The organism is Streptomyces sp. NPDC007162 (assembly GCF_040634175.1).
Lineage (GTDB): Bacteria > Actinomycetota > Actinomycetes > Streptomycetales > Streptomycetaceae > Streptomyces.
In genome coordinates, this window is sequence record NZ_JBEYFC010000291.1 from 1 (window position 1) to 11,238 (window position 11,238).

Here is an 11,238-nt window from a genome sequence, read left to right on the forward strand (position 1 = left end):
AGACGACCCAGCGCGGGTGCGAGTGGACGACGGCGAGGTGGTCCTCGGGATCGTCGTCACCCGGCGCAGTGAAGTACTACTTCTACACCTGGCGTGACGACGGCATCGACCAGACCATTCACGACCTGCTGCGCTGGCAGGTGCGGGAAATGGCGCGTCGGAAGGCGGACCCGAGTCTGGTGGTGCTCGACACCCAGAGCGTGCACGCGGCGGCCGGAGTGACCGCCGAGTCGACGGGGCGCGATGCGGCAAAAAAAGTACCGGGCCGCAAGCGCGGCCTGGCCGTTGACGTTCTGGGGCTGGTGATCGCGGTAGTCGTGGCGGCCGCGTCTGCGCACGAGAACGCCGTCGGCATCGCGCTGCTGAACAAGGTCGCCGACGACACCGACACCGTGCAGAAGGCCCTGGTCGACCAGGGTTTCAAGAACGCCGTCGTCGCGCACGGGGAGAAGGTGGGCATCGAGGTGGAGGTCGTGGAGCGCAATCCCGCGCAGAGCGGGTTCGTTCCCCAGGCCAAGCGGTGGGTCGTGGAACGCGCGTATGGGATCTTGATGCTGCACCGCAGGCTGGTGCGCGACTACGAGCATCTGCCCCGCAGTTCGGAGTCGCGGGTGGACTGGGCGATGACCGCGGTGATACTGCGTCGGCTGACCGCGGCGACCGCGCCGGCCTGGCGCACCGCATGACCGGCTGGGAACTGACGCTCGGCGCGGTGCTGGCACGGCTGGAGGAGCGGGAACGCGAGATCACCGCGCAGGCCGAGACCACGCGAGAACAGATCACGCGGCCGACCACAGAGCTCGACGAACTCGGCCGGGCCGCCGAAGAAGTCCGGATCACCCGCAAGACACTGCTGGGGCTGCCCGACCCGCAACCGCCCGCGTCGCCGGCACCGAAACTGCCGGACCATCCGGCCTACGAGCAGATCATGGCGGTGTTCACCGCGGCCGACCAGCCGCTGCGTGCGCGGCAGGTGTGCGAAGCGATGGACCTGGCGGTCGCGCCCAACAACATCAACAACGTCCGCCTCAAGCTCAAGCGGCTGGCCGGCCGGTCGCGGGATCCTGGCCGAGACCGAGCCAGGCTTGTTCACTCAGCCCCGGCCGTAGTCGACCGAAGTCGCCACGACCTGCCCGCTCGTCCCGCACGAAACGAAGAATCGAGCATCAGGTCTCATACCGCCCTCTCACAGACATCGCCCTCCGGCGAAACCAGGTGTTCTCGGCCCTGAGCGACAAGTGGTGTCAGGTTCCCACCAACAAAAACCACGCTGGTCAAGAGATCAAGTGCCTCATCTGCTGTGCTTGACTTCATGACGCCAAGTTCCACTCCCGCGCCGGACTCCCCCCGATCGCCCGCGCACCTCAGCCCGCTGCGCAGGCTCACTGCCCGTGACCGCGGTGAGGTACACCGATCCGCCACTCAGCTGGAGCTCTTCTTCGACCTGTGCTTCGTCGTGGCCATCGCCCAGGCGGGCATCGAGTTGGTGCACGCGGTCGCCGAGGGGCATGCAGGCGAGGGGATCCTCTACTACGCGCTGGTGTTCTTCGCCATCTGGTGGGCGTGGATGAACTTCACGTGGTTCGCCTCGGCCTACGACAACGACGACGTGCTCTTCCGGGTCGTCACGCTGATCCAGATCGCCGGTGTGCTGGTGCTCGCGGCCGGGGTCTCCCGGGCGTTCGAGGACCACGAGTACCGGGCGGGGGTGGTGGGCTATGTGATCATGCGGCTCGCCTTGGTGTCCCAATGGTTGCGCGTGGCCCGGTCGAGTCAGGGCAGGGAGCGCAGGATGGCCCTGCGGTACGCCGGCGGGGTGGTGCTGTGCCAGATCGGCTGGATCGGCCTCGTGGTCCTGCCCAAGGACACCCTGGTCGCGGTGTTCGTGGTGATGGCGGTCCTCGAGATGTGCGTGCCGGCGTACGCGGAGAAGGTCCAGCCCTCGTCCTGGCACCCCCGCCACATCGCCGAGCGGTACGGCCTGTTCACGATCATCGTGCTCGGCGAGACCATCGCGGCGGCCACGGTCGCCGTGAAGACGGGCATCGACGAGGAGGACGCGCTGGGCGAACTGCTGCCGATCGCCGCGGGCGGGCTGCTGATCATCTTCGCCGCCTGGTGGATCTACTTCGTGGTGCCGATCCACGGTCATCTGAGATCCAACAGGCAGGCGTTCCTGTGGGGTTACGGCCACTACATCGTCTTCGCCTCGGCGGCCGCGATCGGTGCGGGTCTGGAAGTGGCGGTCGAGCAGTCCGTGGGCAAGGCGCATCTCTCGACGCTGTCCGCGTCGGCGGCCGTGACCCTGCCGACGGCGCTGTATCTGCTCACCGTCTGGGCACTGCACTCGCGTTACTTCAAGGTCGGCATCGCCCAGCAGCTGGTACTGCCGACCGCGGCGCTGCTGGTGAGCTGCTGCATGTTCCTGGGCGAGTGGGCGGTGCTCTCGGCCGGTCTCGTCTGCGCGCTGACGGTGGTGACCGGCGAGACACTGACGGCGCGCACGACGGGCCGGGAGCGCGAGACCGCGGTGCGAGCGCCGGACGCCTGACCGGCCCGGTCCGGACGAGACTGGCCCCATGACAGTTGACGCTCTGACAGATGTCGTGGGACTGCGGGTGGGGCACGCGACGCGTACCGGCGACGGTTGGCTCACCGGCACCACGGTGGACGTGCGCGGCGGCGGGTCCGGCACCAAGGAGACCGACGCGCTCGATCCGCGCAGCCTGGTGCAGAAGGTCGAGGCGATCGTGCTGACCGGCGGGAGCGCGTACGGGCTCGACGCGGCGTCCGGGGTGATGGCCTGGCTGGAGGAACAGAGACGCGGGGTGCGGGTGGGGATGGATCCGGCGCATGTCGTGCCGGTGGTGCCCGCCGCCTGTGTCTTCGACCTCGGCCGCGGCGGCGACTTCCGGGCCAGGCCGAACGCGGCCACCGGACGGGCCGCGGTCGAGGCGGCCGCGGCGAGCGAGACGGGCGCCGCAGTGCCGGAGGGCCGTGTGGGCGCCGGTACGGGAGCCACCGCGGGGCTGGTCAAGGGCGGGATCGGCACCGCGAGCACGGTGCTCGACTCGGGGGTCACGGTGGCCGCACTGGTGGTGGCCAACGCGGCGGGGTCGGCCGTGGAACCCGGGACCGGGGCGCTGTACGGGGAGTTGTCGCAGGGGCGGGTGAGCTGTCCGGCGCAGGACGTCCACCGGGTCGCGCGTCTGCGGCTGGCCGCGATCGCGGCGAAGAACGCGCCGCCCTCGCTGGACACCACGCTCGCCGTGGTCGCCACCGACGCGGACCTGTCGAAGGCGCAGGCGCCCCACCAGCGCGGTTATGCCTGTGAGGCCGAAGGAGATCCTGGCGCGGCCGGCTGGTGACTGATCATGCCACCGTTCGTGATCACTATCGAACCGGGCGTGCGGATTCTCCGATCGTTCCACGCCTTGATGGGACGGCGGTGAAGTCCTCGCGGGCACTGACCGTGCGGGGCCGCCGGCGGCCGATGACCACCGTGGTGACCGTCGCCGTGGCGGTGATGAACGCCGCGCCCACGGTGGCCGTCGCCTGAAGTGCGTCACTCACAGCGTCCCCCTGCCAGGCGGTTCGTCCCAGCCGACGAGGACGACGGGCAGCGCGGCGAACGCGGCGAACACGATGGCGGTGATCCAGCCGCGCGGGTTGTCGTTCAGCGGGATCCAGCTGGCCAGGAAAGACACGGTCCACGGCATGGTGACCGCAGTGAGGGCGGCGAACCCGGGCCAGTCGTTGTCGCGGCGCAACGCGCACGCCACGGCGATGAGCCCGGCCGCGATCCACGTCGAGGACCACAACGCCATCGGCGCCAGGGCCAGTATCAGGCGTACGCCGCGGGTGTCTGGCAGCGGGTCGGCGAGATGCCCGGCCCCGTACAGGCCGACGAGGGAGCCGAGCAGCAGCAGCGATGCGCCACGGCGCCCGATACGGCAGACCAGGCGTCGTCTCACGGACTCCGGCGCGCGCAGTCATGCGAGGGCCGGTCTTCACCCGCTGGCGCCTCTGCCGCTGGCCGACCACTTGAAGGCGGAGGCCCCCGGCGAACACATCTCGCCGGGGTCCTCCAACTTCAAGATCAATCTCACCAACAACCGCTGTACCGATGTTCCCACGGCCGGTGACCGCCTCATGATGGCGTCGCTGCGCGTCGCTGATCGCGAGTCTGCGGTGCTGCTGCCCGGTCCGGAGCAGTTGCCGGTGCGCTTCGTCGAGCACCAGCTCGTCGTCCGGGCCGCGCATCCGCCCCGGCGTCGGTCGCTCAAGCGGCGAGGGCGGTGCGGCCTGCGGCGTAGACGCGGGCGACCTCGGCGACGCGCTTGCCGAGCTCGGCGGCGGTGGCTATGTCGGCCTTGTGTACGCCCTCGACTCCCTGGTCCATGTTGCTCTGGGCGCCGGCGCCGAGAAAGAAGCCGAGGCGGTTGAGGTCGTTCTCGGACGCCGTGGAGGCGTTCCAGCCGGGCATCAGGCCGAGGCCGACCCAGTGCATGTGGTGCTGCGCGGCGAGCACGGTGAAGTACTGCAGGGTGTTGAGCTTGTCGCCGCTCTTGCCCGCGGCGTTGGTGAAACCTGCGGCGATCTTGTCCTTCCACACCTGGTTGAACCAGCGCTTGGAGCTGGCCTCGGCGAAGGCGTGGAAGACGGCGGAGGCGGTGCCCATGTAGGTGGGCGAGCCGAAGATGATCGCGTCCGAGGCGTCGAGCAGGTTCCACTGCTTCTCGGTGATCTCCTCGACGTTGATCAGGTGGGCGGTGGCGCCGGCGTTGGTCACCCCATCGCGGACGGCCTCGGCGAGGACGGCGGTGTGGCCGTAGCCGGAGTGGTAGGCGATGGAGACGACAGGGGTGGTCACGTTACTTGCTCCTTCGGATGTGCATGTCGGGCCGCGCGGGATCCGGGCCGCGGGGCCCTTGAGTACTTTTTGCTCAGCTGGCGTTGAACGCCTCGGCGACGGTCAGGGTGTCCTCGTACTGGTGCAGGCGAACGATCCGGCCGTCCTCGACCGTCAGGTGTATGGCCGTCGGTGTGCTGAACTCCTTGCCGTTGGTCGCGACGGTATGTGTGAAGGCCGCCAGCAGCGCCACGTCACCACCGTCGACGATGATGCGCTCCAGCGCGGCCTTGCTCTTGTCGTGCGCGAAGTGCGACCACATCGTGGTGAAGTACGGTGCGACCTCCTCCCGGCGGGTACGGCGCCCGGTCCAGGGCAGCGCGTCGCTGCCGGGGACGTGCCAGTCGATCTCCTCGGCGAACAGTTCCTGGATGCCGTCGGGGTCATGCTTTGCGAGGCGCTCCACGAACTTCTTTGCCACGGTCCGCGGGGTCTGCGTGTCGGTTGTCATCGTCCTTGTCCTTTGTCTCTCTCGCGTGCATCAGGTGTCGGTCGGGCCTCAGCCCTGGAACGGGAAGTGCGGTCGAGCCCCTGGCCGGCATGGGCCGCGCGGCGCGTGCCGCCCGCCTCGCCGGTCCGGTGCCTCAGGCCCGGCCGGCCTGCGGGTTGGTGAACATGTGGTTGCCCGCCACCGTGTCCTTCGCGGGCACTTCGTCCTGCAGGACGTCCCAGTGCTCCACCACCAGGCCCTCCTCGAAGCGGAAGATGTCGACCGCCATGAGGGGTGTCTCGGCGTGGCCGGAGTACCTGCCGTGGATCATGACCAGGTCTCCCTCGGCGATGACCGCTCCCGGCTCGTACCGGGTGGCGTCGGGCAGGTCCGCGATGAAGTTGCGCAGCCCGGCCCTGGCCGGCGGGATGGTCGGGCTGTGCTGGAAGTAGTCGGGGTGCAGGTGCCGGTCCAGCGCGGTGAAGTCCTTCGCGTTGAACGCGGTCGTCAGGAATTCGACGACGGCGGCCTTGTTCCGCTCCGTCTCCGTCTTCGTTCGGCTCTGAGTCATCAGTCCTCCATAGGTTTGCCGACTGACACGGCTTTGTTGACTGCCTGGACCACAATGGGAGCATAAAGTGGTCCAATCGGTCAACAAGTGGAAGAGTGTCAGGCGATGTGCCCGTGCCGGAACGGGGGTCGGATTGCCGACCATTGTGGTCCACCTGGACCACAATGAGGTATGGTGAGGTCATGGGGCGAAAACGAGGCTTCGACGAGACCACTGTCGGCGTTCGTATTCGTTGAGGCTGTGGTGGCCGCTGGCCGAGTGTCGGCGGCGTGTGTTGTAGCGTGCCAGCCAGGCGAAAACGGTTCTGCGACAGGTGCCGGCGTCGCCGTAGTGGCGGGCGCCCTGGAGGGTCTCGCGTTTCAGGGACGCGTGGAAACTCTCTTTCATTTATCGTACGCAATCGCTGCCCAGGAGTGTCCCTTCATGACCCTGCGAGAACGAGTCTCCTTCCCGGCCGAGGGTGCGGTGACGCTGCGCGGCACGCTGTACCTGCCCGAGACCCCGGGGCCTCACCCGGCGATCACGATGGCCCACGGCTACGGCGGTACGACCAAGCACGGCATCGAGCCCTTCGCGGAGGTCTTCGCCGAGGAAGGGTTCGCGGTCCTGGTCCACGACCACCGCGGGTTCGGTGCCAGCGACGGTGAGCCCCGCCAGGACATCGACCCCTGGCAGCAGATCGCCGACTGGCGGCGAGCGATCACCTACTTGGAGAGCCGTGACGAAGTGGACTCCGACCGGATCGGCCTGTGGGGCACGAGCTACGCGGGCGGGCATGCGATCGTCCTGGGCGCCACCGACCGGCGCCTGAAGGCGGTTGTCTCGCAGGTGCCGACCATCAGCGGCTACGAGCAGGGGCTGCGCCGCATCCCACCGGAGGCGACCACCGCCTTGGAGGAGGCGTTCAACGAGGACGAACGAGGCCGTCTGCGGGGCGAACCTCCGCGCCGCCAGGCCCTGGTGAGTGCCGACCCGTCGGTGCCGGCGTCCTACCGCACGCAGGAAGCGATCGACTTCTATCTGCAGCCCGTCCCTGAAGGACTGTGGAAGAACGAGGTGACGGTCCGCTCCACCCGCGCTGCCCGCATGTACGAGCCCGGCACCTGGATCGCGCGCGTCTCTCCCACCCCCCTGCTGATGGTGGTCGCCACCGGCGACACCGTCACCGTCACCGACCTGGCTCTGGCGGCGTACGAGAAGGCACTCGAGCCCAAGCGGCTCGAACTGATCCCCGGCGGCCATTTCGATCCCTACATCGCACAGTTCGATACGGCGTCCAGGGCGGCCGTGGCCTGGTTCCGCGATCACCTCACGAAGGAGAACTGACCGGCCATGCCGCACCTGACCTACACCTGCCCGGCAAGGAGGACGAGGCCGCGATCGCCGAGATCGTCCTCGCCCATCCGCCGCAGAACCGCCTGACCGCGCAACTGATCGACGAGCTCGGCGAGGCGGTTGCCGACATTGGGCGCAGCGAGGGGCCCGCGCCGTGCTCCTTCGCGCGGAAGGCCCCGACTTCAGCTTCGGCGGAGCCTTCACCGCATGGCGAGGCATGACGGCGCGGGAACTGGGGGCGACGTTCGACCGCTACCTCGACGTGTACAACCGCTTCGAGCAGCTCCCCGTACCCGTCATCGCCGCAGTCCAGGGGGCTCTGCTTCGGTGGCGGCGTCGAACTCGCGCTGCGTGCCGACGTGGTCTTCGCGGGGCAGAGCGCACGCTTCGGGCACCCCGAGCAGACCCTGGGGATCACCACTCTCCTCGGGGGGGATCTACCGCGTCGCCGAACGCGTCGGCCGCGCCCGCGCCTTTGGGTGGGCCCTCACCTCGGAGCAGGTGCCCGCGCAGGTCATGGCCGACACTAGTGTCATCAACCGCCTCGTCCCGGACGACGAACTCCTGAGCCATGCCGGGAACTTCGCCCGCCGAGTGGCCTGCGGTCCCACCCTGGCCCACGCCGCGCACAAGGCGCTGCTGCACAGCTGGACCCTCGGCGGGACCCCCTCGGCGGACCGGGATCTCTTCGACCTGTCCGTACCACTGTTCGCGACACAGGACGTCCGCGCCGGCCTGGAGTCCGCCGCCGCGCTGCGGGCGGGCAAGCCCCGGCCGGTCCTGGACTTCCACGGCCGCTGGCGGCCGCACCGCGCAGCGTGCGAGACGTAAGCGCCACCGCGAACTTCTTTCATCCACCAAGGCATCGAGCCGCGCTGCGGCGACCTGCTGGCGCCGACGAATGCCGGGAGGGCACGAGATGACCCGCGCTCGCGAAGACCACAGCGTCAGCCTGGTGCTGTTGCACGGATTCCTTGACGACCGGCACGTCTGGGACGGTCTGATCTCTGAACTCCGGGCACATGACAACAGGTCGAATACCTACCGCTCGACCTGCCTGGCTGCGGCGACCGGCTGGACGAGTCCGGCCCGTTCACCCTTGAGTATCTGGTCGACGACATCGACGGCACAGTCTCCGCGCTGGACGGTCCCTTCGTCGTCGTCGGCCAGAGCATTGCGGCCCCCATCGCCGAACTCGTAGCCGCACGACATCCCACCCGCGCCCTGGGGCTGGTCCTCCTTACCCCCGTCCCCCTGGCCGGAACGCATCTACCGCCCGGCTTTCTCGAGTCGTTCCGCTCGCTCGGTGGCAACCCCCAGGCCCAGCGCGCCGCACGGCAGCAGCTGGCGGCCGGCCTTGCCGACGCCGCTGGAGCGGATCACGGCGCGCCGGAGCGAGCTGGACGCGCTCGCCGAGAACTGTCCAAGCGGCTTGAGGAAGTTCAGGCGGAGCGGGAGGAGTTGGTGATCGCCGAGCGGGCGCTGCACCGGCTGGCCGAACAGGATCGGGGTGAGGCGGAGGCCGCCGCAGTGGCTCCAGTGAAAGCGCAGGTGGCGGGGCGTGTGGTGCTGCTGATCCCGCACCGCGGTGATGACCCGGACGAGACCGCGCTGCCCGGTGACTACCGCAAGATCCTGGCGATCGTCGGGGTCGCTGATGGTCCGGTGCAGGTCAGGACGGTGGGCGAGGAACTGGGACTGGAGGTGGCGGTGCGCGGGAAGCTGGAGCCGCTGCGGGCGAAGATGACCAAGCTCGCCGACCGTGGCTGACTGCACAAGCGGCCCGACGGACGGTTCGCCGCACGCCGGTAACCCGCGCCGGGACGAGGACGGTCGGGGCGTAACCGGCGGGCCCCCGGCGGCAGTTGAGTTTGGTGTGAAGAAAAATAACCCTCACGCCGAGGGCCCTGACGACCTTGTCTTCACCGCCCGTCTGCCGCTGTCGAGCGCCACCCTGAACTACCTCGCCACCCTGATCCGCGGCCATCTGAAGAAGATCGGCTCACCGTGGCGGGCCCTGCCCGCGGGGAAGATCGCGGGGATCGTGCTCGCGGTGCTGCGCTGTGACCAGCGGCCCGGCGATCTGGCCGGCGGGAACGGGGTGCACCGCACCACCGTCACCCGCTGGGTGCCCGAGGTCGTCAGCCTGCTGGCCGCCCGCGCCGCGCGCCTGGACCGCGCCTTAAAGAAGATCGCCCGAAAGGGTGGTGGGATCGTCCTGCTGGACGGCTCGCTGATACGCACCCGGCGGCGCACCGGGGGCGAGAACCGGAAGAACTACTCCGGGAAGTACAAATGCCAGGGCCTGCTCGTGATCGCACTCACCGACGACAACGGCCGCCTGCTGTGGGCCTCGGCGGCCAGGTCCGGACGCGCCTCGGAGATCACCGCCTGAGGGCCCTGCTGGTGCTGACGAACCGCGAAGTCGCCCGCTGGCCGATGACCTTGCCGGGAGTCATCCGCCCCCGACCAGCATGAGCACCCCGGAGCCCACGCACACCAGCCCACTTGACCGGCAAGCTCCACGATCGGACCGTTGTCGTGGCATCGGTGTACGTGGATGGATCCGTTGGTGCCCGTCCTGCTGAACGCGGACCAGGGATGCTCGCAATACCGGTCTGAGCACCGTGAGTTATGTGAGCAGCCTGCAATTGGCCTGTGGCCGTCCACCAGAGGTTGGGAGCGCATCTGCTCAGTGCCCCGGTACCTGACCGGCGTCGGCCAGGGCGCCGAGGTGGCTGACGAGGAAGCGGGCGGCACGGTCGAGTGCGGCGTCCGCCTCGTCGAGACGCCCGTGCTCCGTCTGGTAGACGTGCGGGAGGCCCGGCCCGATCTCCAGCGTGGCCTCGACCTGGGCCGCGCCCGCGCGGGCAGCCAGACGTACCGCATCGTCGAGGAGCACCTCGTTCGCGCCGACCTGTACGAGTATCGGGGGCAGGCCGGCGAGGTCGGCGAACACCGGGCTCGCCAGGGGGTGGTTGCGGTTGCCGGAGCCGATGTAGAGATCCGCGAACGCGCGCATACCGGCCGCGGTGACGATCGGGTCGGCGTCTTCCTTGGTGCGCATGCTCTCTCCGGAGAGGGTGAGGTCGACCCACGGGGAGAAGACCACCACGGCGGCCGGCTGCGGCAGCCCGGCCTCGCGGGCGGCGAGCAGGGTGGCGATGCTCAGGCCACCGCCGGCCGAGTCACCTGCCACGACGATCTCTCGTGGATCGGCTCCGGTCGCCAGCAGGTCGCGGTAGGCGGCGAGTCCGTCGTCGACCGCCGCGGGGAAGGGGTGCTCGGGAGCCAGCCGGTAGTCCACCGATGTCGCTCGCAGTCCGGCGCGGGCGGCGAGTTCACCGGCGAGGCCGGTGTGGGTGTCCGGGGAGCCGGCGACGTAGCCGCCGCCGTGGAGGTAGAGGAGCCGTCCGCGGTCTGCCGCTCCGGCCGGCTCCAGGCTCAGGGCGGGCCGCCCGCCCAGGACGGTCCTGCGGGTGGTGACGCCTTCCGGTGCCGGCCGGGTCACGGCCGCGGCGAACGAGGTGCGCAGCTCGGCGGGGGCGGGCCGCCCGCCCAGGACGGTCCTGCGGGTGGTGACGCCTTCCGGTGCCGGCCGGGTCACGGCCGCGGCGAACGAGGTGCGCAGCTCGGCGGGGGCGGGCTGCGTGTCGAGGCGCGGGCCGGAGCGGAGCAGGGCGTCGAGGGCTTGGCGCTGCTGTCGGGACATGGCGGGTCTCCAATTCAAGTCATTTCCACTGCCCCGATCCAAAGAACAGGGCAGCTTCATCCTTCTTACTTGTTTACCCAAGGCATAGAGAGGTCGATGTCAGAGACCAGCTTTCCACCGCCGAAGCTCATGCTCTCCAAGGGGATGGCATACATCATCAGGGTGACATCGTCCTGGCTGACGCCAACCTTTTCTACGGCGTATCGGGTGACCAACTCCGCGAGCTTTCGTTTCTGCTCCACCGTCCTGCTCGCACCGGTCGTCACCGTTACGATCAT

The 11,238-nt window shown here is 69.2% G+C and carries 14 protein-coding genes and 2 pseudogenes; 9 read left to right on the plus strand and 7 right to left on the minus strand.

Annotated elements, in window-relative coordinates:
• The 4 genes and pseudogenes from ABZ646_RS28605 to ABZ646_RS28620 form a co-directional block, all read left to right on the plus strand.
• A partial coding sequence (locus ABZ646_RS28605) for a transposase (protein ID WP_360524812.1) occupies positions 1-686 on the plus strand: 686 nt, incomplete at its 5' end.
• Positions 683-1,231, plus strand: a complete 549-nt coding sequence (locus ABZ646_RS28610; RefSeq protein WP_360524815.1) for a hypothetical protein — start codon at positions 683-685, stop codon at positions 1,229-1,231. The genes ABZ646_RS28605 and ABZ646_RS28610, both read left to right, overlap by 4 nt.
• Before the next feature lie 81 nt (positions 1,232-1,312).
• The gene (locus ABZ646_RS28615) at positions 1,313-2,551 is read left to right on the plus strand and encodes a low temperature requirement protein A (RefSeq protein ID WP_360524818.1); all 1,239 of its coding nucleotides are present in this window, start codon (positions 1,313-1,315) and stop codon (positions 2,549-2,551) included.
• A gap of 28 nt (positions 2,552-2,579) precedes the next feature.
• Positions 2,580-3,308: pseudogene (locus ABZ646_RS28620) on the plus strand (P1 family peptidase); the annotation flags it as partial.
• 261 nt (positions 3,309-3,569) lie between these two features.
• On the opposite strand, the gene ABZ646_RS28625 reads toward ABZ646_RS28620, so the two are convergent.
• From ABZ646_RS28625 to ABZ646_RS28645, 5 genes are all read right to left on the minus strand, one after another.
• The gene (locus tag ABZ646_RS28625) at positions 3,570-3,974 is read right to left on the minus strand and encodes a hypothetical protein (protein ID WP_360524821.1); all 405 of its coding nucleotides are present in this window, start codon (positions 3,972-3,974) and stop codon (positions 3,570-3,572) included.
• A 308-nt stretch (positions 3,975-4,282) separates the two neighbouring features.
• Positions 4,283-4,873 carry a flavodoxin family protein gene (locus ABZ646_RS28630; RefSeq protein ID WP_360524824.1) on the minus strand — a complete coding sequence of 197 codons (591 nt, stop codon included), beginning with the start codon at positions 4,871-4,873 and terminating at the stop codon, positions 4,283-4,285.
• Positions 4,874-4,946: 73 nt separating this feature from the next.
• On the minus strand, positions 4,947-5,363 hold the full coding sequence (locus ABZ646_RS28635) for a nuclear transport factor 2 family protein (RefSeq protein WP_360524827.1): 417 nt from the start codon (positions 5,361-5,363) through the stop codon (positions 4,947-4,949).
• 133 nt (positions 5,364-5,496) lie between these two features.
• Positions 5,497-5,913, minus strand: coding sequence for a nuclear transport factor 2 family protein (locus tag ABZ646_RS28640; RefSeq protein WP_360524830.1), 417 nt, complete (start codon positions 5,911-5,913; stop codon positions 5,497-5,499).
• A 180-nt stretch (positions 5,914-6,093) separates the two neighbouring features.
• Entirely contained in the window at positions 6,094-6,300 is a 207-nt protein-coding gene (locus ABZ646_RS28645; RefSeq protein WP_360524833.1) for an integrase core domain-containing protein, read from the minus strand.
• Here ABZ646_RS28645 and ABZ646_RS28650 point away from each other — a divergent pair.
• The 5 genes and pseudogenes from ABZ646_RS28650 to ABZ646_RS28670 form a co-directional block, all read left to right on the plus strand.
• Positions 6,283-7,239: an alpha/beta hydrolase gene (locus ABZ646_RS28650; protein ID WP_360524836.1), complete on the plus strand. Its 957-nt coding sequence runs from the start codon at positions 6,283-6,285 to the stop codon at positions 7,237-7,239. The genes ABZ646_RS28645 and ABZ646_RS28650 overlap by 18 nt on opposite strands.
• A gap of 368 nt (positions 7,240-7,607) precedes the next feature.
• Positions 7,608-7,778, plus strand: coding sequence for a hypothetical protein (locus tag ABZ646_RS28655; protein ID WP_356504061.1), 171 nt, complete (start codon positions 7,608-7,610; stop codon positions 7,776-7,778).
• Positions 7,765-8,079, plus strand: coding sequence for a hypothetical protein (locus ABZ646_RS28660; protein ID WP_360524840.1), 315 nt, complete (start codon positions 7,765-7,767; stop codon positions 8,077-8,079). The genes ABZ646_RS28655 and ABZ646_RS28660 overlap by 14 nt, the downstream gene beginning before the upstream one ends.
• A 243-nt stretch (positions 8,080-8,322) precedes the next feature.
• Positions 8,323-9,018, plus strand: a complete 696-nt coding sequence (locus tag ABZ646_RS28665; protein ID WP_360524849.1) for an alpha/beta hydrolase — start codon at positions 8,323-8,325, stop codon at positions 9,016-9,018.
• Positions 9,019-9,124: 106 nt separating this feature from the next.
• A pseudogene (locus tag ABZ646_RS28670) lies at positions 9,125-9,640 on the plus strand (IS5/IS1182 family transposase); the annotation flags it as partial.
• Positions 9,641-9,940: 300 nt separating this feature from the next.
• On the opposite strand, the gene ABZ646_RS28675 reads toward ABZ646_RS28670, so the two are convergent.
• Complete coding sequence (locus ABZ646_RS28675; protein ID WP_360524843.1) at positions 9,941-10,960, minus strand: alpha/beta hydrolase; 1,020 nt, start codon at positions 10,958-10,960, stop codon at positions 9,941-9,943.
• Positions 10,961-11,025: 65 nt separating this feature from the next.
• A partial coding sequence (locus tag ABZ646_RS28680; protein ID WP_360524846.1) for a tautomerase family protein occupies positions 11,026-11,238 on the minus strand: 213 nt, incomplete at its 5' end.

Excerpts from the sequence above, each read along its gene's own strand:
- ABZ646_RS28610 (WP_360524815.1), top strand. The coding sequence starts at position 683 with ATGACCGGCTGGGAACTGACGCTCGGCGCGGTGCTGGCACGGCTGGAG.
- ABZ646_RS28615 (WP_360524818.1), top strand. The coding sequence starts at position 1,313 with ATGACGCCAAGTTCCACTCCCGCGCCGGACTCCCCCCGATCGCCCGCG.
- ABZ646_RS28635 (WP_360524827.1), bottom strand. The coding sequence starts at position 5,363 with ATGACAACCGACACGCAGACCCCGCGGACCGTGGCAAAGAAGTTCGTG.
- ABZ646_RS28640 (WP_360524830.1), bottom strand. The coding sequence starts at position 5,913 with ATGACTCAGAGCCGAACGAAGACGGAGACGGAGCGGAACAAGGCCGCC.
- ABZ646_RS28645 (WP_360524833.1), bottom strand. The coding sequence starts at position 6,300 with ATGAAAGAGAGTTTCCACGCGTCCCTGAAACGCGAGACCCTCCAGGGC.
- ABZ646_RS28660 (WP_360524840.1), top strand. The coding sequence starts at position 7,765 with ATGGCCGACACTAGTGTCATCAACCGCCTCGTCCCGGACGACGAACTC.
- ABZ646_RS28675 (WP_360524843.1), bottom strand. The coding sequence starts at position 10,960 with ATGTCCCGACAGCAGCGCCAAGCCCTCGACGCCCTGCTCCGCTCCGGC.